Source organism: Streptosporangium sp. NBC_01639 (genome assembly GCF_045209755.1).
Classification (GTDB): Bacteria; Actinomycetota; Actinomycetes; order Streptosporangiales; family Streptosporangiaceae; genus Streptosporangium.
Genome location: NZ_CP109272.1, coordinates 2347385 through 2373249, shown reverse-complemented (window position 1 = coordinate 2373249; position 25865 = coordinate 2347385). Strand labels below are relative to the sequence as shown.

The following is a 25865-nucleotide window of genomic DNA, read 5'->3' as shown; positions in this document are numbered from 1 at the left end:
TGCGCAGATCGGCTTACTTTAGGGCTAGGGACACGTTCGGGAGGAGGAGGAGGCCTGCTCGACGCGTTCGATCCCGATGGCCAGAACTCCAAGAGCTTCTTTCTCGGGCCCGTAGATGCGGCGGATGTTGGCCAGCTGCTCCTCGCGAGGTGAGTCCGGGTTGACGTTCGCTGGCCCCTCGGTGTCGAGCATCTCCTCGAAGGAGGAGTAGCAGGCGACACACGTGATGTGGGTCAGGCATTCATCGCCCTCGGAGGTGAAGCGGATGTGGTCGCCCATCTTGAGGCTGCGCAGCTTGGGATAGCAGACGCGAACCTCAACGGTCTTACGGCCTGCAGCGACCAGGTCGAAATACTCTCGGTAGAGATTCATCTCCCAGAGGACAGGGCGGGCCGTCATTGGTGTCGCGTGATGGGGTAACCGACCTCGAACCGAGAGGCGTCGCGGCGGGTGACGTTGACCTCCACCACTCGGTCGGCGGCGGCTCCGGAACTGGCGATAGTGGTTCGGATCACGCACAGCACCGGTACACCCGGATCCAGATCGAGTAGGGCGGACTCCGTCGGAGTCGCAGCCCGAGCGGAAATTGTGCCCGCCCACTGCAGAGCACCCCATCCGAGGTCTGCCTCCATGCGGTCGTAGATACCGCCTGGCCCGGTATCCGCCTCGGCCAGCACGGTGCTGGCGGCGAGGTCTGTGGGCAGGTAGCTGGTGGCGAGCTGTATCACGCGACCGGTTGTCGGATCACCCATCACCCGGTCGCGGATCACCACTGGGTCACCGCTTGTCAGTCCAAGTACGGCGGCGACGTCGGGTGGGCATGGACCTTCGGTCACGGTCGGCGGTTGCACCGCGCGTAGCGCCTGGACGGCCTGGCCGAAATAGTAGCCAAGCTCGTCACGATGAGCTTGTAAGTCCAGGGTGAGGCTTTGCCGTGGTGGCTGTTGCCGAACGGTGGTGCCGCCCCTGCGGACGGGCTGTAGGAGGCCCTCGCTCGCGAGCTGGGCGACGGCTCGGCGCACCGTTGTGCGACTGACTCCGTACCGTTCTTCCAGCTGTTCCTCTTTGGGGATCTTCGTTCCCGGCGCGTAGACGCCGGTTGTGATGGCGGTGCGCAGTTCAGCGGCGACTTCGTGCCAGCGAGCCATAGTTTCCTCCCTCTCTTTGAAATTACATCACTACCTATTGACCGTTCGTCTACGCTACCTGACAGTCTCAATAGGTCATTATCTATTAGGTCAGGGAGGTAGATCATGCGGATGACCCCCGTGGTCACCGTGGCTCTGAGCGGACCCGACAACGTCGGCAAGACCACTCAGATCCGACTACTGGCACGGCGCTACGGCGCACACAACCTCGGTCCTCTGGACGACTACGACGCCCGCTGGCAGGACGCCAAGCGTCAGGGCCTGTCCTCGTGGTGGTTCAAGGCAGCGCCCCTGCACGAGGTCGTCGACGTTCTGGCCTGCTCCTACCTGGCGCGCTCGGTCGCCGCGCAGGCACGCCTGGACGGCGAGCAGATCCTGCTCGACCTGGGCAGACGTACCGAAGTACGTCTGCCCAGGGGTGAGGCCCTCCAGCATCGACTCCCGGCTCATATAGGTGTAGCCGGAGGAGCAGTTGTCCGAGCTGATGCCGCGGTTGGTGACGCTGGGGGTGAGCACCACCGCGCCCGAGCTGTTGTTGAGCCGCACCTCCGGGGACAGGAAGATGCGGTCCTTCCCTACGCCAAGCCGCATACGAACCGGCACACGGCAGCGTCTCGTCTCGTGCAGTCGGGCGTTCCGATCATTCAGGTGAAAGAGATCCTGGGGCACGACTCGATCGAGACGACGATGCAGCAATCCCATCACGACCCGGAGGCGAACGCTGACATCAAGAGGGCGTGGAAGAAGCGCCTGGAGGGCCCGGGACGCACCAGTGACGCACGATCAGCGGACGGATCTACCTCTTGACGTTCTGGCCTGGCTCTTTGTGAAATGTGAGAACACATCATCCCGGTGTTCCGACCCCGGCGGAGACCGTCCCGGACCACGGCCGGACGTCACCCCGGACGAGAGGTCCCGCCCCCGGCCTGCCCGCAGCCCAGGCCGGGGGCGGGGGCTCTTGAGGAAGGGGCCGCTCAGGAAGGAGACCGGGCCGGCCCCGAGCGAGGCAGGCCGGATCGGCCGCCGGACGGCGCCGGGTGGACGATCGCGGGGATGTCCTGCTCGGACTCGGGCCGGGTGTTCCAGGCGGGAGCCGTGACGACGGGTGTTCCTCATCCCCGGAATCCCCGGGGCCGCGTGGGAGGGCGGCGTTTCCGGCGAGCCACGCGGTCGTCGCGCTTTCGATGCGGCAGACTCGACCTCGTACGGCCGGGCCGGTGAGAGCGGAGACTCGGATATGGCGACCACCGGCCGGTCCGGGCGGATGACGACCGCCGGCACGGGCTCCGCCCGGCGGCGCGTTCCGGAGCCGCCCGTCGAGGACGGCCGGCGAAGGCCCGGCGCGTGGGGACGGTGAATCCCGCGGTCGAGTCGGCGCGACGGTGGAGTTACGCCGTCCTGGTCCTGCTGACCCTGGCGGCGGGTGCCATGGACGCGATCGCCTTCCTGGGACTCGGCGGCGTCTTCACCGCGAACATGACCGGCAACCTGATCCTTGTCGCCCTCGTCGGCGGCGAGGACTGGCAGGCCCGCGCGCTCCGCGCGGGACTCGCATGCGTGATCTTCTGCGCCGGGCTCCTCGCCGGGTTCGCAATGCCCGGCTCCGGACGGGGAGGCGGGCGACGGCCGTCGGCCGTCACCCATCTGATCTGGGCGGACCTCGCCCTCCAGCTCGTCTTCCTCGCCGCCTGGACGCTCTGCGGCGCCACACCCGGGCCGGTCCTGACGCTCGTGTTGATCGCGGTGGCGTCCTGCGCCATGGGACTGCAGGTGGCGGCGGCCCGCCGGATCAACATCGCGGGCATCACCACCGCGTTCGTCACCGGCACCCTCACCTCCCTGGTCGAGTCGTCGGTGTCGCGCGGGTCCACCGACCTCGCACGGCGGGCGGTCATCGTCACGGCGCTCGTCACGGGCGCGCTCTGCTCGTCACTGCTCCTGCACCTCGCGCCGGCCTGGGCGGGCGCGCTCCCACCGGTCTTCCTGCTTCTCGCGCTCGTCACCATCGCCTCGCGCCTGCGAGACTTGGCCTGACAGAGGCGCCGGAGACCGGCGGTGAGCGATCACGGTGACACGAGGAGGACAGGTCATGGGTGCAGCCCCTGCTGTTGGAGACACCGTCGAGGACTTCGAACTCCCCGACGAGACCGGTACGGCACGGCGGCTCAGCGACTTCCTCGCCAAAGGGCCCGTGGTGCTCTTCTTCTATCCGGCGGCCATGACGTCGGGATGCACAGCGGAGAGCTGCCACTTCCGGGACCTGGCGGCCGAGTTCGCCGCGGTGGGCGCGACCCGGATCGGGATCAGCCGTGACGCGGTGGACCGGCAGCGGATGTTCGCCGAGCGCAACCAGCTGGGATATCCCCTGCTGTCTGATCCGGACGGCACCGTCGCCCGGCGGTTGGGCGCCCGCCGCAGCATCGGCGTGGGACCGTTCCTCACCCGCCGGATGACCTTCGTCATCGACGTCGATCGCCGCCTTCTCGAAGTGATCCACAGTGAGACCAGCATGCAGGCCCACGCCGACCGGGCCCTGGTGGCCCTGCGGGCACGGGCCGGGACGTGATCCGACGGTGGCGACCGCCCGGTCTGGGTCCGGCCCCGCACGCCTGATGCGGTGACCGGACCTACGGGGAACGTCGCGGCGCCGGTCGATCAGCCGATGGCGGCGGTGACGGCCGGCAGGTAGCCCCAGTACTGCCCGCGCTTGTTGGGGTGGTAGGACTGCCAGGCGTCCGTCGGCACGATGCGGTTGACCCACTCCCGCTGGATTCCGCCGGGGGCGCACACCCCGTGCCCGGCGAAGGCCGCGCTCACGTCGACGTAGCGGAAACCGGACTTCTCCGCCTGCTCCTCGATGACCGTGTTGAGATGGTCGACGAGCAGGTTCATCCGCTGGCGCCGCCATTCGGCGACACCGCAGCCGAGGGAGCGGCCCAGCTCGAACAGGTGCGGGTAACCGGTGACGAAGACCTTCGCCTGCGGAGCGGATTCGCTGATCGCGCCGTAGGTCCAGGCGAGCTTGCCGGGGAGCACCTGGTCGATGAACCGCCCGGACCTGTCGAGGACCCGGTTGCACTCGTCGGGGTCGCTGTCGACCACGACGCACTTGACGATGGCCGACTCGAAGTCGGCGTCGTTGCCGCCGATGGTGAGGGTGACCACGGTGGTGTTGTCGTCCAGGGCGTCCGGGATCTGGTTCTTCACCACGTCCTCGGTCACCGCACCGCCGCAGGCGTCGTACTCGAAGCTGTCGGGGCGGTGGTTGCGGGCCCACAGGATCGGGTGGGAGTTGCCACTGCGACGGCACAGCCCGCTGAAGGGGTCGTAGTTCCCGGCGCCCGAGCCGGAGGCGAAGGAGTCTCCCAGGGCCGCGTAGTGCACCGCGCCGGAGCCGGCGGCGGGAGCGGCGGGGACGGCCGCAGGGGCGGGAACGGCAGCGGGGGCGGGAACGGGGGCGGGCACGGCGGCGGGGGCGTGCACGGCGGCGGGGACGTCGAGGGCGGGGACGGAGTCGGCGGTGGCCGGGCCCGTGCCGACGCCGAAAGTGATCAGGGGAGCGGTGACGAGAGCCGCGAGAAGGTGGTGACGCACGGTGTTCTCCTGTGGCTGGGACGGCCGAACATGACGGTCGGAAATGTATTGACCGCACTGCGTGACGACACCGTGGCGGGGGGAGAAATGGGGAAACGGCAACTCGGGTTTGCCTTTCGCCGACCGGCGGTTGCCTGACAAGGGTGTTCAAGTGGTGATGTGTTTACCGGCCGGGGCTCAAGGTGTGGCAAGACGTCATCCGGTCCGGCGATGGAAGGGCCGTCGCAGGCGACCTCTCCATCGCGGTCCTGTGCGAGGTCTGCGGTCAGGACGGAAGGGCCCACCTGGGCGAGCGCGCGGGCGGGCGTCCCGCACCCGGGCCCGTCGAGCCGGTCGTCGTCCGCCGCCGCGGTGTCAGGGAGTAAGAACGATCTTTCCCTTCGCGCGGCCGGACTCGCTGAGTGTGTGGGCTCCGGCCACTTCCTCCAGCGGCAGGATCCGATCGACGACGACTCGGAGACGGCCGTGTTCCACAAGGTCGGTGACGCTCTCAAGATCGGCTCCAGAGGGAATGAAGCCGAACTCGACGTATCGCAGCCCGCGTGCCTCGGCCTGCTCCCGGACGACGCTCCGGTCGGGGCCGGTGCCCCGCACGTCGATGAGGATCCCGTCCGGCGCGAGCGTGTCCAGCGATCGGAGCCCGTAGTCGCCGCCGATCGGGTCCAGGACCACATCGATGTCGCGTGCCGCCGCGGCGAAGTCGACGGCGGTGTAGTCGATGAGCTCGTCGGCGCCGAGCCCGTGCAGGAACTCGTGCTTCTCCTCGCGGGCCGTGCCGATGACATACGCGCCGCGTGCCTTGGCGATCTGCACGGCCAGGTGGCCGACTCCGCCCGCCGCCGCGTGGACGAGCACACGCTGCCCGGCGCCGACGGCGGCGACGCGCACCAGCGGCTGCCAGGCGGTGAGCGCCACGACGGGAAGCGCGGCGGCATGCGCGTGGTCGATGCTCGGCGGCTTGGCGGCGAGCATCTCCACCGGCGCGGTCGCATATTCGGCGTAGGCGCCGTAGGGCGGGAACGAGCAGCCGTACACCTCGTCGCCCGGCCGGAATCGCGTCACCTGCTCGCCGACCTCCTCCACCACACCGCTGAGATCCAGGCCCAGGGTGAACGGCGGCTCGCCGAACCTCCGTACGGCTCCGGAGCGGATCCTCCAGTCGGCGGGATTCACTCCGGCGGCGCGGACGCGCACGAGTGCCTCGCCCGGACCTGGCGCCGGCCGATCGACCTCGATGACCTTGAGGACCTCCGGGCCGCCGTAAACAGACTGGCTGATCGCGCGCATGCGGTTGTCGTTCATGAAGGGGATCTCCTTTGGGCGGCTGGGCGATCGCCCGGATCGCTTGCTGCACGATCCTCCGCCAAGGCGGTACCTATTGTGAAGTAGGCACTTATTTGATATCTAGGTACCTCATGGATACCAAGCAGGGCCCGGCTCCCGTGGACTGGGTCGCCACCTACCGCCGTGACTGCCCTTCGCGCACCGTGGTCGAGGTGCTCGCCAACAAGTGGGCGTTGTACATCCTGGGAGCCCTCCGACGGCATGATCGGCCGATGAGATTCAACGAGCTCCGGCGGCTCCTCGACGGGATCACACAGAAGATGCTGACCCAGACGCTGCGCGCGCTGGAGCGGGACGGCCTCGTCCGCCGCACGGTCTATCCCACTGTCCCGCCTCGCGTGGAGTACGGACTCACCCCGCTCGGAATCGAGGCCGGACGGCTGACCGTCGCCATCGCCGAATGGTCCGTGGAACACGTCCCGGAGATCCAGGCCGCCCGCCGGGACTTCGACGACCGGGCCGTCGCGGAACCCGAGCCCGTCCGGTAGGAAACCGTCCGCATGGCCGGCTACCGGTGGGCCGGTCGGGACCCGTGGGTGACCTCCGCCGGTGCGGTCCGCGTCGCCTATTTCGCCGGGTCGGGCCACGCTTCGGGTTGTGACACGTAGGTGCCGCGGTGGCGGACGGTGAAAACCCAGCCCTGCTCGCGGAGGAACGCGACGGAGTTGCGGACGGTGACCTTGGCGACGCCGTACTGCTCCATGAGCGCCTTCTCGCTGGGAATCGCCCGATTAGGGAGAAATTCGCCCTCGCGGATGCGCCCGGCGATCTCATTGGCGATCTGCTGGTAGACAGGCGTCTTGCGAGGGGCTCGCGGGACCTCCGGCTCGCCGACGAAGGTGCCCTCGCCCTGAACCGTGTAGACGAGGCCCTGCTCCCGGAGCTCTCGGGCGACCCGGCGTGCCGTTGTGCGGGCGATGTCGTACTCGCCCTCGAGTTCGGTCTCGCTGGGCATGGCTTCGCCGGGCGTGATGTCGCCGCTGACGATCCGTTCGCGGATCGCCTCCGCTATTTGCTTGTAGATCGGTATGGGACCGTCACGATCAAGCACAGCTGAACACTAGACCAATGCAGACGTATACCTACAAACCAGACGCTCATTGGGATGAGAGGATACGAGTAGGTAGACCGAAGAGTACGAGCTGTCTTATAGTTACCGGCGTGAGTGAAGGCGGTGGCAGGAGGGATGGGATGCCGGGGGAGCGGCATCACGGGCACCACGTGGGGGTTCTACAGGCGTCGCATCAGCTGATCGACTGGCGGCCGACGGTGCCGAGGGCCGACCGGGTGAAGGTGAAGGAACACACCTGTGACTGCCGGGCGACCTTCTACGAGCTGTGCCGGGCAGGCGGACTGATGTTCGTACGGCGGACGCATCGGCTGGGAGGGGCGGTGACCGTGCACGAGTCGCCCTGGGAGCTCTCCAAGCAGGTGGAGGCGCTGTGGATGCGGCTGCTGATCGGCAGCGCTCGTTGACAGGCGTTCACGGCTCTTACCCGGCCATCCAGTGACTCCCTGCTTCTCCGAGGCGGCCATGACGCTCGGGGAGGCAGGGCGGTGGTCCCGCGTCTGTTGAAGGGCGGATGCGGGACCACCACTCAAGACCCCCGGCGGGCATCCCTTCCCACCACCCGCCGGGTCTCACTCCCGGCGGGCATCACACGCAGCCGCCCGCCGGGGCCGATGGCGGCCCCGTGTCATCCGGGTGATGCGGGGCCGCCGTCACAGGCATCGCGGTCAGAGGACGATGCGGCGCCAGGCGGTGTCGGTGACGATCACGTGGTCGAGGAAACGGAGGCCGACGGTCTCGGCGGCCTCACGGAGACGGGCGGTGGTCTCCAGATCGGCTGTGCTGGGGTCGAGGGCGCCGCTGGGATGATTGTGCGCCAGGCCGAACGATGAGCCACCCGAGGTCAGGACGGTGGCGATGATCTCCCGGACGGGAGCCGGTGCGTGGTCGCTGCCGCCCTCGCCGACGATCGCCCTGCGGGTCACCGCACCACTCGGGTCGCAGACCACGACGACCACGCGTTCGTGGCCGATGCCGCGCAGGAGCGGGGCGGCGACGGCGGCCAGGTCGCCGGAGCAGGTGATCCGGCGGGGTTCCGGCTCCGACTGCGCCTGCCGTACGAGGTGGAAGGCGGCGACGACCCGGGCGGCCTTGGCCGGTCCTATGCCGGGGACCGACATCAGGCGGTGGGCGTCGGAGCGGGCCAGTCCGCGCAGGTCGCCGCAGTGGGCGATCAGGTGGGAGGCGAGCTCGACGGCATTGGTGCCACGGCCCCCCGAGCCGATCAGCAGGGCGAGCAGCTCCCGGTCGGCCAGGGCGGTCGCACCGCCCGCCAGGAGCCGCTCGCGCGGCTGGTCGCTGGGGGGCATGTCCTTGACGCGCAATCGGCACCTCCGGCTCGGGAAACCAGGTCGGTTGTACCAGGGAGCGCCGACATTCCAGCCCTGACCGGCGGGTTGCGCCGCCGCGCCTCCGGGTCCGGGTCGGCGGCGATCCTGTGGTGGAGGCGTGCCCCGGCGCAGGCGAACGCTCGTCGGCGGAGGGCGTGCGAGGGCGGGGCCGGGGGCTCAATGAGGGGTCGGCGCCCGCTCCAGGGCGTCGAAGGAGCGGTTCGGCAGGGCCGGGGGCTCAGCGAGGGGCCAGCGCCCGCTCCAGGGCGTCGAAGGAGCGGTTCAGCAGGGCGGTGTGGTCCGCGATGACGTCGTCGGGGCGCTCGCCCGCGAGGATCCTGCGGGCGGCGAAGATGTATGCCGCGCGGTAGGCCGAGACGACCAGCGCCGCCGCCACCGTGGGCCACGGGTCGTCCGGGTCGGCTCCGGTGGCCTCGGCCAGCAGCGAGCCGAGCAGGTGCTCCAGCCCGTCCACCAGTTCTCTGGCCCGTGCCTGCAGCGCCGGGGAGTCCAGCACGACCTGCCAGAAGAACTGGTAGTTCTCGCCGATCCCGCCGAGGGGGTGGCGTTGGTTCAGGAGGCTCAGCAGCAGCCGGCGCAGCGCGGCCAGCGGCTCCTCGCCCTCGGGGCGCTCCCGGACCGCCCTGGTGATCAGTTCGGCGGCTTCCGGGAACCGGTCGAGGTAAAGGTCCTCCTTCTTCGGGAAGTAGTTGAAGACCGTCTTCGTCGAGACGTTGGCCGCCTCGGCCACCTCGGCCACCGTGACGTTGTCGAAACCGCGCTGGATGAAGAGCCCCGAGGCCGTGTCCGAGATCATCTTGCGGGTCTGCAGCTTCTTCCGCTCCCGGAGGCCAGGTTCATTGCTCACCGAAGTAACGATAGTTGATAAAAAAATTTAGTAGCGGTAAATTTTTAGTGAAGGTAGGAAATTTTCGGGAGGTGGCATGTCGTACGACGTTGACGTGGTGGTGGCCGGCGGCGGTCCGGTGGGGCTGATGCTGGCCTGCGAGCTACGGATCCATGGCGTGTCGGTCGTGGTGCTGGAGCGGCTGGCCGAGGCGGACCCCACCATCAAGGCCGGATCGCTGAACACGCCCAGTGTGGAGGCGCTCTACCGGCGCGGTCTGCTGCCCGACCTCCAGCAGGCCCAGGAACGGAACATGGAGCAGTTCGCCGCGTTCATGCGGCAGCGGCTCCCCGAAGGAAAACCCGCCGCGGTGCCACCGAGGTTCGCCGGTCACTTCGCGGGGATCACGCTCCGCGCGGACCTGCTCGACGCGTCCGATCCCGAGTTGGCCGGACACGGTCCCGCCGATCAGGTCGGCCTGGTCAGTCAGCAGCAGCTTGAGGAGATCCTCGCCCGGCGTGCCGCCGAACTGGGAGTCGAGGTGCGCCGGGGTGTGGAGGTGACCGGTTTCGAGGCCGATGCCGACGGGGTGACCGTCGCGATGGGCGAGGGGACGGTCCGCGGCCGCTGGCTGGTCGGCTGCGACGGGGGCCGGAGCACGGTCCGCAAGCTCGCCGGGTTCGACTTTCCGGGTACCGGCCCGGAGATCACCGCCCACCAGGCGATGGTGGAGATGGAGGGCTCCGAGAGCCTGGGCGTGGGCTGGCACGCCACTCCCACCGGTGTCTACGCGCACGGCCCGGTGCCCGGCCGCATCCTGACCGTGGAGTTCGGCGGCACGCCGGCCGGGCGGGACGCCCCCGTCACCGCCGAGGAGCTCCAGAGGTCGATCAGGAATGTCAGTGGGGCCGACGTCGTCGTCACCGGGGTCAAAACCGCGACCCGGTTCACCGACAACGCCCGCCAGGCGACCACCTACCGGATCGGACGGGTGCTGCTGGCGGGCGACGCCGCCCACGTCCACTCGCCCTTCGGCGGCCAGGGGCTGAACCTGGGCCTCGGAGACGCGGTGAACCTCGGCTGGAAGCTCGCCGCGACGGTTCGAGGCTGGGCGCCGGAAGGACTACTGGACACCTACACCACCGAACGCCACTCGATCGGCGCCTGGGTGCTGGACTGGACACGCGCCCAGATCGCGGTGATGCGCCCCGATCCTCACGCCAGGGCGCTCCGCGAGGTGATTGGCCAACTGACGGAGACCGTCGCCGGCACCACCTACTTCGTCAAGAAGATCTCCGGGGTCTGGCAGCGCTACGAGCTTCCCGGTGACCATCCGCTGATCGGTGGCAGCGCTCCGGACCTCGAACTGGCCGACGGTTCCAGGCTCGCCGACCACCTGCATGAGGGCAGGGCGCTGCTCCTGGACCCGGCGGGTGAGCTGCGGGACGCGGTCGACGGCTACGGCGACCGGGTGAAGACGGTGGCGGTGGCCGTCCCCGGGTATCCCGGACTGGCCGGGCTGCTCGTACGGCCTGACGGGGTCGTCGCCTGGGCCGCCGACGCCGACCGGGCGGATCCGAGCTCGCTGGAGACGGCCCGCTCGCTGAAGGCGGCGCTGTCCTCCTGGCTTGGCTCACCGGCCGTGACGGACGCCGACGCCGACGCCGACGTGCTCGCCGGGTCGTCGGGGAGGTCCTCGTGAGACCCGTCCCCGGCGCCCAGGGTCCCGTTCCTCGTTGGAAGCGTGGATCCCCTACCGCCCCGGAGCGCCGAGGACGGGAAGGCCATCCCGTGACCTCGAATTCACGACCTTCGTCGAGGAACGTCGTCTAGGACTGCAGGGGGTGGGTGTAGACCAGGCGGTAGCGGTCGCCGGGGATGACGATGTCGCTGGTCTCGACCGGGCGGTCACCGGCCCAGTGGGTCCGTTCCACGTGCAGCACGTGGACACCGGTCGGAAGGGCCAGGGTGTCGCTCTCGGCGGGCTGGGGGACGCGGGTGTAGACCTGCTCCACTATTTCAGTGATCTTGAAGCCGAGGGCGGACAGGCGGGCGACCGGGCCGCGGAGGTTCTCCTCGGCGGCGGCCTCGCCGAGCCCGGCGGGCTCGTAGGAGGTGGCGAGCTGGATCGGCCTGCCATCCCCCCGGAAGACATAGTGGGTGCGGGTCACCGGGGCGGAGTCGTCCAGGCGCAGTCGCTGGGCGATGTCCGGGGTCGCCTCCGCGGGTTCGATCCGCCAGTCCCAGGTGGTGCGGGTGCCGTGCGACGAGATGTCGGCGCCGAAGGGGGCGTGGTGGTCGTGGAAGCGCAGGCGGTGCAGGGGGAGCAGCACGGGCTGGGTCCGGACGTAGTGTCCGGAGCCGACGCGGCCGACGATCAGCCCTTCGGCGGCCAGCACGCGCAGCGCGTGGCGGGCGGCGGTCTCGCCCACGCCGTACTTTCGGGTGAGCTGGGCGCGGGAGGGGATCGACGCGCCCGGGGGGAGGGAGCCGTCGACGATCTGCCGGCGGATGTCGGCGACGACGCGCAGATAGACAGGATCGGAGGTTGCCACGTGTCCATCCCTGGGTTCGACAGGCGTCCCATCCTGTCGTATTCGATGGACAACTCAGGGTAATGGCGGCAATTTGGAGCTCCAACTTTGAGCTCACTCTGAAAGCGGCAGAAAATATCTCAGAGACCGTGTAACACCCGCGTAAGCGGCCGCGATTCATCGGTAGAGACCGTCGATGTGTGTACCCCCGAGCACATATCGGCGGTCTTCTTCATGTTCGGCAAGGCGTTGGCCGATTGAAACGGACGCGGAGCCCCTTGCCGGGTTTTTCCGAAGAAACGGTAGTTGATCTTTCGCTCCGATGAGGTCGTGCGCCGCCACCCGTCCAGCCTCGGTACATCGATGGATGTAAAGGGGATAGACCTGCGAACTCCGTATTTCCTGGCTTACCGCTCGGATGTCTCGCCTTGCCGGCAGGTGCGGCCGGAATACGGCAGGAACGGCCGTCACGCCCCTGGTTCGTTGCCGAGTAGGGGGTGAGAATGGGCGCGGACTGTCCGGCCGTACCGATCGATGAGCCGGTCACCGATATCGAGGTGGCTCCGACCGGGAAACCGGGCGGTTCACCACGGATGGGAGCTGTCCGGCCCGGTGTACGCCGGCCTGTTCCCTCCGGGAAAACCGGACGCCCGGCATCACCCGACCCGGAAGGGGTCCTCGTGCCGGTCGGCGGCGGGTGCGGCGGTGGTTCGCGGACCTGGAAGAGGTCATGATCCGTCAGCAGGAGTGATCGCTCGCCGCCGGAACGTTTCCGCGTCTCACGCAACGAGCGATCACCCAGCAAAACACCCAATAAAGCCGGAAATAGGGGCTTTCGTAGGGGTATTCGCCCTTACGTCCATCGATGTACCGAGGCTAGACGGGGTGGCGGAGTCCACCGGTCGTATGGATCCGGGTACCGTTCGGTTTATGGCAGTGCCAACCGGAACCTTCGACGCGCCCTTCGGCCGCATGCTGACCGCCATGGTCACGCCGTTCACCGACGGCGGCGCGGTCGACTACGAGGGCGCGCAGCGCCTGGCCGCCTACCTGGTGGACGAACAGCGCAACGACGGTCTCGTGGTGAGCGGTACCACGGGTGAGTCCCCGACCACCTCCGACGACGAGAAGGAGCGCCTCCTGCGCGCCGTCGTCGAAGCCGTGGGCGACCGTGCCGCCGTCGTGGCCGGAGCGGGCAGCAACGACACCCGCCACAGTGTCGAGCTGGCCCGGAGCGCCGAGCGCGCCGGGGCCCACGGTCTCCTGCTGGTGACGCCTTACTACAGCAAACCTCCGCAGGAGGGTCTCTACCGCCATTTCACCGTCATCGCCGACGCCACCGGCCTGCCGGTCATGCTCTATGACATCCCAGGTCGCAGCGGCGTGCCCATCCAGAGCGATACGCTCGTACGGCTGGCCCGCCATGAACGGATCGTCGCGGTCAAGGACGCCAAGGCGGACCTGTTCGCCGGGTCGCAGGTGATGGCGGCTACCGACCTGGTGTTCTACTCGGGCGACGACACCCTCAATCTGCCGTGGCTCTCGGTCGGAGCCGCGGGGTGTGTCAGCGTCGTCGGGCACGTCGTGGGCGCGGAGATCGCTGCGATGATGGAGCTGTACCGCTCGGGCGACGTCTCGGGCGCGCTCGCCGTCCACCGCAGACTGCTCCCGGTGATCTCGGGGATCATGACGCAGGCCGGTGGTGCGATCATGGCGAAGGCGGCGCTGACCATGGTGGGGCGATCCGCGGGGCCGGCCCGACTGCCGTTGGTGGAGGCCACCGAAGAGCAGATCGCGCGGCTGAGAGAAGACTTGATCGCGGGCGGCGTGAAGCCGTCCGACGGGGTTGTGTCATGAGAAGGAACGTGGCGACCGGCATCGGTCGCAGTGGGGAGGAACGGGAGTTTGAACAACAGAGGACACAGCCGTCCGCCGAAGGGCGGAGTGCTCGGCGAGGGAGCAGTCCTGACGTCCGGGAGATCCGCCGACGTTTGTAAGAGAGGTGTGGCCGAATGAGTCACCCCCATCCCGAACTCGGGCCGCCGCCGGCGTTGCCCGAAGGCGCGCTGCGAATCGTCGCGCTGGGCGGTCTCGGTGAGATCGGCCGCAACATGGCGGTGTTCGAATACGAAGGCCGCCTGCTGATCGTCGACTGCGGGGTGCTCTTCCCCGAGCCCGACCAGCCGGGCATCGACCTGATCCTGCCCGACTTCGAATACATCCGGGACCGCCTGGACGACATCGAGGCCGTGGTGCTCACCCATGGGCACGAGGACCACATCGGCGCCGTGCCGTACCTGCTGCGCGAGCGTCGCGACATCCCGGTCGTGGGGTCGAAGCTGACGCTGGCGCTGATCGAGGCCAAGCTGACCGAGCACCGCATCCAGCCCTCCAAGAAGGAGGTGGTCGAAGGGGAGCGGCACCGGTTCGGGCCCTTCGAGTGCGAGTTCCTCGCGGTCAACCACTCGATCCCGGACGCGTTGGCCGTCGCGATCAGGACGCCCGCGGGCATCGTCCTGCACACCGGTGACTTCCGGATGGACCAGTTGCCCAGCGACGGGCGGCTGACCGACCTGGGAGGGTTCGCCAGGCTCGGCGCCGAAGGCGTCGACCTGCTGATGTCCGACTCGACGAACGCCGAGGTGCCGGGTTTCGTCACCAGTGAGCGGGAGATCGGGCCGGTCATCGACGAGGTGATCCGCACCGCGAGCAAGCGCGTGATCGTGGCGAGCTTCGCCTCCCACGTCCACCGCGTCCAGCAGGTCATCGACGCCGCCGAGAACCACGGCCGCAAGGTCGCGCTGGTCGGCCGCTCCATGGTGCGCAACATGGGCATCGCCCGCGACCTGGGTTACCTGAGGGTGCCGCCGGGCCTGATCGTCGACTCCAAGGAGATCGAGACCTGGCCGCCGGAGGACGTGGTGCTGATCTGCACCGGCTCCCAGGGCGAGCCGATGGCGGCGCTGTCGCGCATGGCCAACCGCGACCACCCCATCAGGGTGGCCGAGGGCGACACCGTGCTGCTGGCCTCCTCCTTGGTGCCCGGCAACGAGACCTCGGTCAACAAGGTCATCAACGGGCTGGTCCGCTGGGGCGCCCGCGTGGTGCACAAGGGCAACGCGAAGGTCCACGTCTCCGGGCACGCCGCCGCGGGCGAGCTGCTCTACGTGCTCAACATGACCCGGCCGTCCAACTTCATGCCGGTGCACGGCGAGTGGCGGCACATGCGGGCGCACGCCAAGATCGCCGCGCTGTCCGGAGTGCCGGAAGACCACATCGTGATCGCCGAGGACGGCGTCGTGGTGGACCTGGTCGACGGCCGCGCGAAGGTCGTGGGAGCGGTCCCGGCGGGTTACGTCTACGTGGACGGCACCTCGGTGGGCGACGTCACCGACTTCGCGCTCAAGGACCGGCGGATCCTGGGCGAGGAGGGCTTCATCTCCGTCGTCATCGTGGTCGACACCGCCAACGGCAAGCTGGCCGGTGGACCGGAGATCCACGCCAGGGGATCGGGCATCGACCCCGACCGGCTGGAGGAGGTCCTCCCGCAGATCGAGAAGGCCATGGAGGAGCACGCGGCCGACGGGGTGGTGGACATCCAGCAGATCCGCCGGGTGGTCCGCAGGACCGTCGGGCGCTGGGTGAGCGACACCTACCGCCGCCGCCCGATGATCATCCCCGTGGTGATCGAGGTCTGATCCCGTCGCCGTACGGTGGCCGCACCGGCCACCGTACGGTCCGTGTCCGCCCCATCGGACGGCACGCCGAGGCAGAGCCCGCCGGCGGCGTTCGCCGGCGGGTGCGCCCCCGCGGCAGGGGCGAGTGCGGACGCCGCGCCGGAGTCCCGGCCACGGCGTCCGCGACGACCGCCGCAGCACATGCTTCGACGCGCTCCCGGAGTCTGATGCTGTGTGACACGGTCGTCTCCCTTCGAAGCCTGGCTCGTTGAGCCTGTCAGGCAGGGCTGAAGAGTTGTTTCACAACATAGGACTAGATCCCGTTAAGTGGAACAGCTCGCCGGTAACTATCTTCTCGCCTTCCGGAAAGCGCATTCCGTCCTATGTATTGACATTGTGTTTCATGTAATAGAACCTCCTCACCAACAGGGCGTTGGGAGGAGACACATGTCCGTACTCGACTGGTCCGTTCTGGGGGCGTATTTCCTTGTCATGATCGGCATCGGGGTGTGGTCGAAGGGCCGCATCAAGAACGTGGCCGACTTCTTCACGGCGGGAGGCCGGATCCCCTGGTGGCTCTCCGGCGTCTCCCACCACATGTCGGGCTACAGCGCGATCATGTTCGTGGCGTTCGCCGCGGTCGCCTACACCTATGGCCTGGCCATGTACGTCTGGTGGGCGCTGACGATCGGCATCGGCGTGGGCATCGGCGCGTTCGTCTGGGCGGCCAGGTGGAACCGGCTGCGTTCCAAGCACGGCGTGGTCTCCCCGCTGGAGTATCTCGCCCGCCGCTACAACCTGCCCACCCAGCAGGTGCTGGCCTACAGCGGGGCGCTGCTGAAGGTCGTGGACATCGCGGCCAAGTGGGTGGCGATCTCCATCCTGCTCAGGGGCTTCGCGGGGATCCCCCTCCAGTGGGGCATCCTGATCACCGGTGCCGTCACCCTCGTCTACATCACGGCCGGCGGCCTGTGGGCGGACGTGCTGACCGACTTCGGGCAGTTCCTCATCCAGGGGATCGCCGGCGTGGCCATGTTCGTCGCGATCATGAGTCACCTGGACGGCGTCGCGACACTGTGGACGATGTGGGACAAGCTCCCGCCGGGACACGGCGACCCGTTCGCGGGGCCGTACACGACCACGTTCTTCCTCGCCCTGCTGTTCATCAAGACCTTCGAGTACAACGGCGGCATGTGGAACCTGGCCCAGCGCTACATGGCCTCGCCCTCGGGTTCGGCGGCGAAGCGCTCGGCGTTGCTGTCCAGCGTTCTCTGGCTGGTCTGGCCGCTGGTCCTGTTCATCCCGATGTTCGCCGCGCCGCTCATCGTTCCCGGCCTGGCGAACGCGGAGGAGGCCTACATCCGGCTGGCCCAGACCCTGCTGCCGCAGGGCGTGATCGGCCTGGTGCTCGCGGGCTTCTTCTCCCACACCATGGCCATGGTCGCCTCCGACGCCAACGTGATCTCCTCGGTCATCACCAGGGACATCGCGCCGGTGATCGTCCGCAGGGTGCGCGAGCTGTCCGCGAAGGCCGAGTTGACCTTCGCCCGGGTGACCACCTTCACCTTCGTGCTGGTCAGCATGGCGATCGCGATCACGACTCAGGGCAAGGGGGCGGTCCTGACGATCGTCGTCGACCTGGTCGCCGCCACGATGGGGCCGATCTCGATCCCGCTGATGCTGGGCATGCTGCCCTGGTTCAGGCGGAGCGGCCCCACGGCGGCGATCGTCTCCTGGGCGGCGGGCCTGGGCGTCTGGGCGTACATCAAGTGGATCATCGAGTCCAAGGACACCGCGATGGTCGTCGGGGTGCCGCTGGCCACCTCGCTGATCCTGTATGTGGCGATAGGGCTGCTGAAGCCGGAGAGCCGTCCGGACCGCGACGCCCTGATCGACTCACTCGGCACCGACCCGGAGGCCGAACGGGCCACCGTGGGCACCTGACGGCCGCCACGGGGCGGTGACGGGAGGAGGGGCCGGACGATCGGCCCCTCCTCCCGTGCTCATTTGTCCGACTCCAGGACGCCGCCGTTGGCCACGTCGGACTTCTCGATCTCGGTGAAGACGATGCGCACCGCCTGGGGGCGGGCCTTCAGAATGGCCACGGCGGCCTCGGTCACCGCGGCGACGAACTCCCGGCGCTGGTCGAGGGTCCGTCCTGAGAGTAACTCGACGGTGATGTTCGGCATATCGGCCTCCAATCCAGTATATTGCATAACATAAGACCACATTCCATTACATGAAACAAGGAGTCGTTGTGGACATGGTCGTGCTGGGTGAGCCGCTCGTGGAGTTCTCCGCGGACCGTGCCCTGTCCGAGGCCGGGACCTTCCACCTGTCCTTCTCGGGTGACGCGCTCAACGCCTCGGTGACCGCCGCCGCACAGGGCGCGCGGGTGGCGCTGGTGACCCGCGTGGGGGCCGACGAGTTCGGTGCGCGCCTGATCCGTTTCGCGGCCGAGCGCGGTGTGGACACGCGGTGGATGGCCAGGGACGAGGGGTCCACGGGCGCCTACGCGGTCGGGGCGGACCCGTCGGGCGAGCGTGCCTTCGCCTACTTCCGCCACGGCAGCGCCGCCTCACGCATGGGCCCCGAGGACGTGGACCGCTCTCCCGTCGCGGACGCCCGCGTGGTGCTGCTCGGCGGCATCACCGCGGCGATCTCCGATTCCTGCGCGCAGGCCGTACGGCATGCGGCCAAGACGGCGTCGGGACGGGTCGTCTACGACCCCAACTTCCGCTCCCGGCTGACCACCCCGGAGGCCGCCGCCGCCGTCCTGCGGGACGTGGCCCCGCACGCCGCCCTGGTCAAGATCTCCGCCCCCGGTGACAGCGGTGCCCTCCTCGGCCTCACCGAACCCCACGAGATCGCCCGTGCCTGCCTGGACCTGGGAGCCGGATCCGTGGCCGTGACCCTCGGCGAAGGCGGGGTGCTGCTGGCCGAGGGGGACGCCACACCGGTGCGCGTCCCGGCGTTCCCGGCCGCCGAGGTCGTCGACCAGACCGGCGCGGGCGACAGCTTCGCGGGCACCCTGGCGGCGTGGCTCGCCCGGGGGGAGAGCCTGACGGCGGCGGTCAGGGCCGGTACGGCCGCCGCCTCGATCAGCCTCGGCGGCCGGGGCGGCACCGGCCGGGTGGCCACCCGTGACCAGGTCGAGGCCGTGCTCGGCTGAGGATGCCCGCGACAGGTCAGCGGAGGGCGGTGGGCGACGGGGCGCCGAGAGCCAGGGAGACCTCGCGGGCGGCGGCGACGACCTCGGGCGCGAACTGCTCGACGTCGTCACGGCCCATGTCCATGGCGAGAGCGGAGATGGAGATGCCGCCGAGCACCTGACCGGTGTGGTCGAAGACCGGGGCCCCGACGCAGAGGATGCCGGGGAGGTTCTCCTCGTCGTCCAGCGCGTAGCCGCGGGCGCGCACCTCGGCGAGGTGGGCCAGCAGGTCGTCGACGGTCGTCAGCGTGTTGGGGGTCATGCCGGGCAGACCCGTGCGGGCGCAGATGGCGCGGACCTCGTCGTCGGGGAGCTGGGCGAGCACGGCCTTGCCGATCGCGGTGCAGTGCAGGCGCAGGCTCATGCCGACGCGTGAGGGCATCTGGTACGGCCGGCGGCCTTCGAGCTTGTCGATGTAGACCGCCTCGTCACCGCTGCGGATCGCGAAGTGCGTGGTGTAGCCGGTGCGTTCGTGCAGGACGCTCAGCGCCCCGGAGGCCTGGCGGGCCGGGTCGAACCTGTTCATGACCCGGCCCGCCAGGGTGAGGATGCGGGGGCCGGGCTCGTAGCCCCCGCTGCCGTTGGACCGCGCGAACCCCCACTCGACCAGCGACTGGAGGATGCGATGGACGGTCGACTTGGACACCCCCGTCGCGGCGGCGATGTCGGTTACGCGGTGGTGCTCGGCGATCGCCTCCAGCACCGCCAGCGCCTTGTCGATGGAACTGCCTTCCCTGACCACGCTCGTGAGCCTACTGGTCAGCGTGCCAGCCAGCCTCCGTCCACCGCCAGCAGATGGCCGTTGACGTAGTCGGAGGCCCTGGAGGCGAGGAAGACGGCGGCCCCCACGAGGTCTTCGGGCTCGCCCCAGCGCCCGGCCGGGATGCGCTCCCTGATCTCGCTCTCCCGCACGGGGTCGTCCCGCAGCCGCCGGGTGTTGCCGGTCGCGATGTAGCCCGGGGCGATCGCGTTGACCTGCACCCCGGAGGCCGCCCACTCGCACGCCAGCGCCCGGGTGAGTCCGGCGACGGCGTGTTTGGCCGCCGTGTAGCCGACGACGTTGACGCCTCCCTGGAAGGAAAGCATCGAGGCGATCATGATGATCTTCCCCGAGCCCCGGGCGAGCATCCGCGCGCCGACGGCCTGGCTGAGCAGGAAGACCGACTCCAGGTTGACGTCGAGCACCTCCCGGAAGGCGGTGTGGGGGTGCTCGGCCGCGGGGGACCTGCGGATGATCCCGGCGTTGTTGACCAGCACGTCGATGGGGCCCAGGCGCTCCACCGCCTCGGGAACGCGCCGGGGGTCGGCCAGGTCGAGGATCCACCGGGTGGCCCTGCTGCCGGTCCCGCGCACCTCGGCCTCGACCTCGTCCAGGTCGTCGTCACGCCCGTGCAGCACGATGTCGGCTCCCGCCGCGGCCATGCCCACGGCGAGGGCCCGGCCGATCCCGGTGCGCGCGCCGGTGACGAGCACGGTCCTGCCGTCCAGGGAGAACATCAGCGCATCTCGCCGATCGCGACCGGTTCCATGTCGTCGAAGGCCTGGTTCTCCCCGCCCATGGCCCAGACGAAGGAGTAGTTGTGGGTGCCGAAACCGCAGTGCACCGACCAGGACGGCGAGATCACGGCCTGCCGGTCGGCGACGACGAGGTTGCGGGTCTCGTCGGGCCGTCCCATCAGATGGATCACCCGCTGGTCGGCGGGCAGGTCGAAGTAGAGGTAGACCTCGGTCCTGCGTCCATGGGTGTGGCAGGGCATGGTGTTCCACATGCTGCCGGGCTCCAGCACGGTCACACCGAGCACGAGCTGGCAGCTCTGGATGCCCTCGGCGTGGACGTACTTGTAGATCGTGCGGTCGTTCGACCCCTCCCCGCCGCCCAGTCTGACGGGCTCGGCCTCCTCCAGGGTGGCCCTGACCGTCGGGCGATCGGCGTGCGCGGGGGTGGAGACCAGGTAGAACGCGCCGTTCTCGAAGGTCACCTCGCGGGCCCCGCGGCCGACGTAGAGGCACTCCCTGGGCGCCAGCCCGTACGGCACGCCGTCCACCGTCACCGTGCCGGCCGCGCCCACGTTGACCACGCCGAGCTCACGGCGCTCCAGGAAGTACTCCGCCCGGAGCGGAGCGGGGCAGGGCAGCTCCAGCGGCCCCTCGGCGGGCAGGGCGCCGCCGACCACCATGCGGTCCTCGTGGGAGTAGAGCAGGTGGACCTCGCCGGGCACGAAGAGCCGTTCCGCCAGGAACCGGCGGCGTAGCCAGTCGGTCGTCGCGCCGGGGATCTGGTCGGGCGCCGTGGCATGCCGTACGTCCATCGACCCTCCGTGGTTCTATTACATGAAATTAGACGCTGCTACATAGAACATTAGGAGCATACAGCGGCACTCTCTCCGGCGCACCCGCCGCAGACATGGAAAGATCACGGACCGTTCTCGGCAACCGGGCCGCCACCGCGGCGCGCCCACCCCGGCGCCGGTGGGAAGGCCGGTGAGAAGATCGCCCGCGGCCGTCTCCCCCGGGGGGTCAGACCGCCCGGTTGCGCAGCAGGTCGGTGATCTGCCGCGCGGCCCGGACCAACGTGGCGACGATGTGCTCCTGATGGGCCTCGTCGAGACGGACCAGCGGAATCGAGGCGCTGATCGCGTCCGTCACCGGCAGCCGGTACGGCAGGGCCACCGCGAAGCAGCCGAGCCCCGGCACGTTCTGCTCGCGCTCACTGGCGTAGCCACGCTCCCGCGCCTGCTTCAGCTCGGACAGGAGCAGGTCGCGGTCGGTGACGGTGTGCGGGGTGATGGGGAGCAGCACCGGGGGCATCAGCTCGGCGGCGTCGGGCCGCTCGGACAGGACCGCCCGGCCGAGGGCGGTGGCGTGGGCGGGCTGCCTGCGGCCCACCCGCGAGCTGAAGCGCAGGTGGTGCTGCGACTCGCGGCTGACGAGGTAGACCATGTCGGCACCGTCCAGCCGGGCCAGGTGGACGGTCTCGTTGATCTCCCCGCGGACCTGCTCCAGAACGAGCGCGGCGGCGCGGACCACGGGATCACGGTCGAGATAGGAGGTGCCGACGAGCAGGGCGCGTACTCCGATGCCGTAGGCGGAGCCCGCGGGGTCGCACTCGACCCAGCCCCGGCCGGCCAGCGTCCGCAGCAGCATGGAGAGGCTCGACTTGGGATAGCCCAGCTCACGCTGGAGCTCGGCCAGGGTCAACCGGCGGTCGGCCCGCGCCAGCGCCTCCAGCAGCGCGACTGTCCGGTCGGCCGACTTGACGGGGGGCCGCGCATCCATTCCGGCTCCTTTGCCATGGCGTCGCACCGGAACGGCGCCGACACGGCGGCGCGTCGTGCGCCCTTGACGCCGTCCAGATGATTTTCACAGACTCCGCGCGCGGTGCGGGCGATCCGCGGGATGCCGTCCGCTCCGTGCCGGCGGCAGACCCTGCCTCGCCTGCGTCAGCGCGCGCTCTGCCCCTCCATCCTGGTGCATGAACGGCCCTGGTGCATGAACGGCCCCGGCGTGTGAACGGCCCGGTGCGTGAACGGCCCCGGCGTGTGAACGGCCCCGGCGTGTGAACGGCGCCGGCGCCTCTCCGACTCCCGTGAGGTTCTCACCGGGCACACCGACGGCCCCGGACGGGCATGTCGCCGGACCGGACGGGTATGGCCCTACCGGTCCCGGCGAGCCTGCACGCTATTCATCACGTGTCTCGCTAGCCTCATTACCATGGCCACCCGTACGTCTAAAGGCGCCTCAGGTAAGACCTCTGCCAAGAGGTCCTCTGGCCGGTCCGGATCCCCCTCGTCCCGTACGGCTCCCGCCAGGCGGCCCGCCACGCGGACGAAGGCCACGACCTCGGCCCGCAGGCCCGTCACGCCGAACCAGGACCCGATCGGCTGGGTCTTCACCATGATCGGCAAGCTCTTCATGGGGATCTGGATGCTGCTCGCGGGTGGCATCGGCAGCGCGGCGCGCGCCCTGGGGCAGAACGCGCGAGAGCTCGACCCCGTGCACCGCCGCGACGGGCTCGGCCTCGCGGTGTTCTCCGGGGCGATCGTGCTGGCCGCGATGACCTGGCGGGAGAGCACCGGCACGGTCTCCACCGTGGTCAACGCCGTCATGCACGGGGTGTTCGGATCGCTGGCCTGGCTGATCCCCATCCTGCTGGCCCTGCTGGCCTGGCGGCTGCTGCGTCATCCGGACCAGAACGCCGACACCGGCCGGATGGGCATCGGATGGTCCGCTCTCACCGTCGGGGTCCTCGGCATCGTGCACGTCGTGCACGACACGCCGTACCCCTCGGGAGGCGGCTCCGACGGGATGGACAACGTGGCGGCCGCCGGCGGCATGATCGGCTTTGTGATCTCGGCGCCCCCGGCGAGCATCCTGCCCGCCTTCGTCACCATCCCGCTGCTGCTGATCCTGTCCGGCTTCGGCGTTCTGGTGATCACGGCCACGCCGGTGCACCGGATCCCGGAGCGGCTGTCCGAGATCAAGCACATGCTCTTCAACAAGGACGTTCCGCCCCGGAAGCGGCCTTCGCGCAAGAAGCAGCCGGACGAGGGGGCCGAGACCGGCGACAACGTCAAGCCCTACGACACGCCGGTCGTCACCGAACCCCGGAACAGACCGCTCGCCGACCACTCCCCGGAGATCGTGCCGGGGCTGGTGGAGGAGGAGGCTCCGGCCCGCCCGGTCGAGGCGCCCGAGCCGACTCCGGCGCCGCGCAAGGTGGAGCAGCTCGTGCTCTCCTCGCAGGACGGCCCGTACACCTTGCCGGACACGCAGCTCCTGCGTCCGGGCAGCGCGCCGAAACCGCAGACCAAGGCCAACACCGTCGTGGTCAACGCGCTGACCAGCGTGCTGGAGCAGTTCGCCATCGACGCCCAGGTGATCGGGTTCACCCGCGGGCCGACCGTGACGCGCTACGAGATCGAGCTGGGCCCGGCCGTCAAGGTCGAGAAGGTCACCGCGCTCACCAAGAACATCGCCTACGCGGTCAAGTCGGTGGACGTCCGGATCCTGAGCCCGATCCCCGGAAAGTCGGCCATCGGCGTCGAGATCCCGAACACCGACAAGGACCTCGTCTCACTCGGCGACATCCTGCGCTCCCAGGTGGCCCACGCCGATCAGCACCCGATGATCGTCGGCCTGGGCAAGGACGTCGAAGGCCGCACCATCGTGGCCAACCTGGCCAAGATGCCGCATCTGCTCATCGCGGGCGCCACCGGCGCGGGCAAGTCGGTCTGCGTCAACGGGCTCATCTCCTCGATTCTGATGCGCGCCACCCCGGACGAGGTGCGCATGGTGCTGGTCGACCCCAAGCGGGTCGAGCTCAGCATCTACGAGGGCATCCCGCACCTCATCACACCGATCATCACCAACCCCAAGAAGGCCGCCGAGGCGCTGGAATGGGTGGTGGGGGAGATGGACCGCCGCTACGACGACCTGGCCGCCAGCGGCTTCCGGCACGTCGACGACTTCAACAAGGCGGTGCGCGCGGGCAAGCTCGTGCCGCCGCCGGGCAGCGAGCGGGTCTACCAGCCCTACCCCTACCTCCTGGTGATCGTGGACGAGCTCGCCGACCTGATGATGGTCGCCCCGCGCGACGTCGAGGACTCCATCGTCCGCATCACCCAGCTCGCCCGTGCGGCCGGCATCCACCTGGTGATCGCCACACAGCGGCCGTCGGTGGACGTCGTCACCGGCCTGATCAAGGCCAATGTGCCCTCCCGGCTCGCGTTCGCCACCTCCTCCCTGGCCGACTCCAGGGTCATCCTGGACCAGCCCGGCGCCGAGAAGCTGGTCGGCCAGGGTGACGCGCTGTTCCTGCCGATGGGGGCGAGCAAGCCCATGCGGCTGCAGAACGCCTTCGTCTCCGAAAAGGAGATCGGCGAGATCGTCACGCACTGCAAGACCCAGATGGCGGCCGAGTACCGCTCCGACATCGCGGCCGTGTCCGCCGTCAAAAAGGAGATCGACGAGGACATCGGCGACGATCTCGACCTGCTGGTCCAGGCGGCCGAGCTGATCGTGACCACCCAGTTCGGCTCCACGTCGATGCTCCAGCGCAAGCTGCGGGTCGGCTTCGCCAAGGCGGGCCGCCTGATGGATCTGCTGGAGAGCCGCAACGTGGTCGGGCCGAGTGAGGGGTCGAAGGCGCGGGAAGTGATGGTCAAACCCGACGAGCTGGCCGGCCTGCTCATCGACCTGCGGGGAGAATGACCCTCTGACCTGCGCAAAGAATGACCCCCCGCGGTACGCCTCCCGTCCGGTTACTGATTGAATAGGACTCACTACGCAGCGTCGGGGGCTGAGGGGCGTGCGCTATGAGTATTGGCAGCAACCTGGCAGAGGCACGTCGGGCGGCGGGTCTGACGGTCGGCCAGCTGAGCGCGCGTACGCGCGTTCGAGAGGCGTTGATCCACGGGATCGAACGGGATGACTTCTCCCAGTGCGGAGGAGACTTCTACGCGCGGGGACACGTCCGCAACATCGCCAAGGTCGTCGGGCTGGATCCCGAGGCCATGGTGCACGAATACGACGAACTCCACGGCGGCGTGCCGCTGCCGGTGCGGGCGGCCAGCGTGTTCCAGGCCGACACGCCCATCAAGATCCGGGAAAGCCGTTCGCCCAACTGGACGACCGCCATGGCGGTCGCGCTGGCGATCGTCGTGGTGTTCGGGGTGGTGAAGATGATGGGCGGGGGCGGTGACGACACGCCCGCGACGGTGGCCCACCCGGCCTCGGCGCCGGCCGTTCCGCCGCCGGCCGCGGCGGTCGACGCGTTCGGCCGGCCCAAGGTGCCGCCGGTCGCCGGCAAGCGGGTCGGGCCGGTCGTCCTCCAGGTCAAGGCGGTCCGTCCGGCCTGGCTCGACGTGCGAGAGACCGGGGGGCGCAAACTCTTCTCCGGGATGATGGAGGAGGGGAAGACCTCCGTATGGAAGACGAAGAAGGGGGTGAAGGTCACCTTCGGCGACGGGGGGGCCTTCCGGCTCCGGGTGAACGGCAAGAACCTCGGAACCCCCGGTCCTTCCGGGGAGGTTCTCACCCGCTCCTACGGGGCGTCCGCGCCCGAACCGGGTTAGCCGGGCGATGTTGAACGGGGGGAGGTGCATCGGTAGT

The 25865-nt window shown here is 69.3% G+C and carries 25 protein-coding genes; 12 read left to right on the top strand and 13 right to left on the bottom strand.

Features of this window, described 5'->3' with window-relative positions:
- Nucleotides 1–24: 24 nt before the first annotated feature.
- Both OHA77_RS10645 and OHA77_RS10640 read right to left on the bottom strand, forming a co-directional pair.
- Entirely contained in the window at nt 25–372 is a 348-nt protein-coding gene (locus OHA77_RS10645) for an ASCH domain-containing protein (RefSeq protein ID WP_406317757.1), read from the bottom strand.
- A gap of 23 nt (nt 373–395) precedes the next feature.
- On the bottom strand, nt 396–1148 hold the full coding sequence (locus OHA77_RS10640) for a GntR family transcriptional regulator (protein ID WP_406317755.1): 753 nt from the start codon (nt 1146–1148) through the stop codon (nt 396–398).
- Between the two features lie 105 nt (nt 1149–1253).
- On the opposite strand from OHA77_RS10640, the gene OHA77_RS10635 reads away from it, so the two are divergent.
- The 3 genes from OHA77_RS10635 (at nt 1254) to OHA77_RS10625 (ending at nt 3714) form a co-directional block, all read left to right on the top strand.
- Nucleotides 1254–1955: a tyrosine-type recombinase/integrase gene (locus OHA77_RS10635; protein ID WP_406317753.1), complete on the top strand. Its 702-nt coding sequence runs from the start codon at nt 1254–1256 to the stop codon at nt 1953–1955.
- Between the two features lie 537 nt (nt 1956–2492).
- Nucleotides 2493–3182 (top strand): YoaK family protein, encoded by a 690-nt coding sequence (locus tag OHA77_RS10630; protein ID WP_406317751.1) that lies wholly within the window; start codon nt 2493–2495, stop codon nt 3180–3182.
- A 55-nt stretch (nt 3183–3237) separates the two neighbouring features.
- Nucleotides 3238–3714: a peroxiredoxin gene (locus tag OHA77_RS10625; RefSeq protein WP_406317750.1), complete on the top strand. Its 477-nt coding sequence runs from the start codon at nt 3238–3240 to the stop codon at nt 3712–3714.
- Nucleotides 3715–3803: 89 nt separating this feature from the next.
- On the opposite strand, the gene OHA77_RS10620 is transcribed toward OHA77_RS10625, so the two are convergent.
- Both OHA77_RS10620 and OHA77_RS10615 read right to left on the bottom strand, forming a co-directional pair.
- Complete coding sequence (locus OHA77_RS10620) at nt 3804–4742, bottom strand: SGNH/GDSL hydrolase family protein (RefSeq protein WP_406317748.1); 939 nt, start codon at nt 4740–4742, stop codon at nt 3804–3806.
- A 354-nt stretch (nt 4743–5096) separates the two neighbouring features.
- On the bottom strand, nt 5097–6044 hold the full coding sequence (locus tag OHA77_RS10615) for an NADP-dependent oxidoreductase (protein ID WP_406317747.1): 948 nt from the start codon (nt 6042–6044) through the stop codon (nt 5097–5099).
- Between the two features lie 113 nt (nt 6045–6157).
- Between OHA77_RS10615 and OHA77_RS10610 the strand changes: the two genes are divergently transcribed.
- A complete protein-coding gene (locus tag OHA77_RS10610; protein WP_406317746.1) occupies nt 6158–6574 on the top strand; it encodes a winged helix-turn-helix transcriptional regulator in 417 nt (138 codons plus the stop codon).
- A 77-nt stretch (nt 6575–6651) separates the two neighbouring features.
- On the opposite strand, the gene OHA77_RS10605 is transcribed toward OHA77_RS10610, so the two are convergent.
- Complete coding sequence (locus tag OHA77_RS10605; RefSeq protein ID WP_406317744.1) at nt 6652–7137, bottom strand: GntR family transcriptional regulator; 486 nt, start codon at nt 7135–7137, stop codon at nt 6652–6654.
- Nucleotides 7138–7247: 110 nt separating this feature from the next.
- Between OHA77_RS10605 and OHA77_RS10600 the strand changes: the two genes are divergently transcribed.
- Complete coding sequence (locus OHA77_RS10600) at nt 7248–7562, top strand: hypothetical protein (RefSeq protein ID WP_406317742.1); 315 nt, start codon at nt 7248–7250, stop codon at nt 7560–7562.
- A 261-nt stretch (nt 7563–7823) separates the two neighbouring features.
- Here the strand turns inward: OHA77_RS10600 and OHA77_RS10595 are convergent, their stop codons facing one another.
- Together OHA77_RS10595 and OHA77_RS10590 are read right to left on the bottom strand one after the other, a co-directional pair.
- Nucleotides 7824–8480: a JAB domain-containing protein gene (locus OHA77_RS10595; RefSeq protein ID WP_326820803.1), complete on the bottom strand. Its 657-nt coding sequence runs from the start codon at nt 8478–8480 to the stop codon at nt 7824–7826.
- A gap of 244 nt (nt 8481–8724) precedes the next feature.
- Nucleotides 8725–9354 (bottom strand): TetR/AcrR family transcriptional regulator, encoded by a 630-nt coding sequence (locus OHA77_RS10590; protein WP_406317740.1) that lies wholly within the window; start codon nt 9352–9354, stop codon nt 8725–8727.
- A 76-nt stretch (nt 9355–9430) separates the two neighbouring features.
- On the opposite strand from OHA77_RS10590, the gene OHA77_RS10585 reads away from it, so the two are divergent.
- Nucleotides 9431–11035, top strand: coding sequence for an FAD-dependent monooxygenase (locus OHA77_RS10585; RefSeq protein WP_406317739.1), 1605 nt, complete (start codon nt 9431–9433; stop codon nt 11033–11035).
- A 127-nt stretch (nt 11036–11162) separates the two neighbouring features.
- On the opposite strand, the gene OHA77_RS10580 is transcribed toward OHA77_RS10585, so the two are convergent.
- Nucleotides 11163–11888 carry a GntR family transcriptional regulator gene (locus OHA77_RS10580; RefSeq protein WP_406317738.1) on the bottom strand — a complete coding sequence of 242 codons (726 nt, stop codon included), beginning with the start codon at nt 11886–11888 and terminating at the stop codon, nt 11163–11165.
- Between the two features lie 909 nt (nt 11889–12797).
- Here OHA77_RS10580 and dapA point away from each other — a divergent pair.
- The 3 genes from dapA (at nt 12798) to OHA77_RS10565 (ending at nt 17488) form a co-directional block, all read left to right on the top strand.
- Nucleotides 12798–13724 carry a 4-hydroxy-tetrahydrodipicolinate synthase gene (gene dapA, locus OHA77_RS10575; protein ID WP_406317737.1) on the top strand — a complete coding sequence of 309 codons (927 nt, stop codon included), beginning with the start codon at nt 12798–12800 and terminating at the stop codon, nt 13722–13724.
- Between the two features lie 155 nt (nt 13725–13879).
- Entirely contained in the window at nt 13880–15565 is a 1686-nt protein-coding gene (locus OHA77_RS10570; RefSeq protein ID WP_406317735.1) for a ribonuclease J, read from the top strand.
- 426 nt (nt 15566–15991) lie between these two features.
- The gene (locus OHA77_RS10565; protein ID WP_406317734.1) at nt 15992–17488 is read left to right on the top strand and encodes a sodium:solute symporter family protein; all 1497 of its coding nucleotides are present in this window, start codon (nt 15992–15994) and stop codon (nt 17486–17488) included.
- A 59-nt stretch (nt 17489–17547) separates the two neighbouring features.
- Here the strand turns inward: OHA77_RS10565 and OHA77_RS10560 are convergent, their stop codons facing one another.
- Nucleotides 17548–17733, bottom strand: a complete 186-nt coding sequence (locus OHA77_RS10560) for a tautomerase family protein (protein ID WP_326820810.1) — start codon at nt 17731–17733, stop codon at nt 17548–17550.
- Between the two features lie 50 nt (nt 17734–17783).
- On the opposite strand from OHA77_RS10560, the gene OHA77_RS10555 reads away from it, so the two are divergent.
- On the top strand, nt 17784–18716 hold the full coding sequence (locus OHA77_RS10555; protein ID WP_406317732.1) for a sugar kinase: 933 nt from the start codon (nt 17784–17786) through the stop codon (nt 18714–18716).
- A 16-nt stretch (nt 18717–18732) separates the two neighbouring features.
- On the opposite strand, the gene OHA77_RS10550 is transcribed toward OHA77_RS10555, so the two are convergent.
- From OHA77_RS10550 to OHA77_RS10535, 4 genes are all read right to left on the bottom strand, one after another.
- A complete protein-coding gene (locus OHA77_RS10550) occupies nt 18733–19497 on the bottom strand; it encodes an IclR family transcriptional regulator (RefSeq protein ID WP_406317731.1) in 765 nt (254 codons plus the stop codon).
- 17 nt (nt 19498–19514) lie between these two features.
- On the bottom strand, nt 19515–20252 hold the full coding sequence (locus OHA77_RS10545; protein ID WP_406317730.1) for an SDR family oxidoreductase: 738 nt from the start codon (nt 20250–20252) through the stop codon (nt 19515–19517).
- Nucleotides 20252–21064: a 5-dehydro-4-deoxy-D-glucuronate isomerase gene (kduI, locus tag OHA77_RS10540; protein ID WP_406317728.1), complete on the bottom strand. Its 813-nt coding sequence runs from the start codon at nt 21062–21064 to the stop codon at nt 20252–20254. Before kduI ends, OHA77_RS10545 begins: the two co-directional genes overlap by 1 nt.
- Before the next feature lie 208 nt (nt 21065–21272).
- Nucleotides 21273–22031 carry an IclR family transcriptional regulator gene (locus tag OHA77_RS10535; protein ID WP_326820815.1) on the bottom strand — a complete coding sequence of 253 codons (759 nt, stop codon included), beginning with the start codon at nt 22029–22031 and terminating at the stop codon, nt 21273–21275.
- A gap of 435 nt (nt 22032–22466) precedes the next feature.
- Between OHA77_RS10535 and OHA77_RS10530 the strand changes: the two genes are divergently transcribed.
- Both OHA77_RS10530 and OHA77_RS10525 read left to right on the top strand, forming a co-directional pair.
- Complete coding sequence (locus OHA77_RS10530; protein WP_406317726.1) at nt 22467–24965, top strand: DNA translocase FtsK; 2499 nt, start codon at nt 22467–22469, stop codon at nt 24963–24965.
- A gap of 104 nt (nt 24966–25069) precedes the next feature.
- The gene (locus tag OHA77_RS10525; RefSeq protein WP_326820817.1) at nt 25070–25828 is read left to right on the top strand and encodes a helix-turn-helix domain-containing protein; all 759 of its coding nucleotides are present in this window, start codon (nt 25070–25072) and stop codon (nt 25826–25828) included.
- Nucleotides 25829–25865 lie beyond the last annotated feature (37 nt).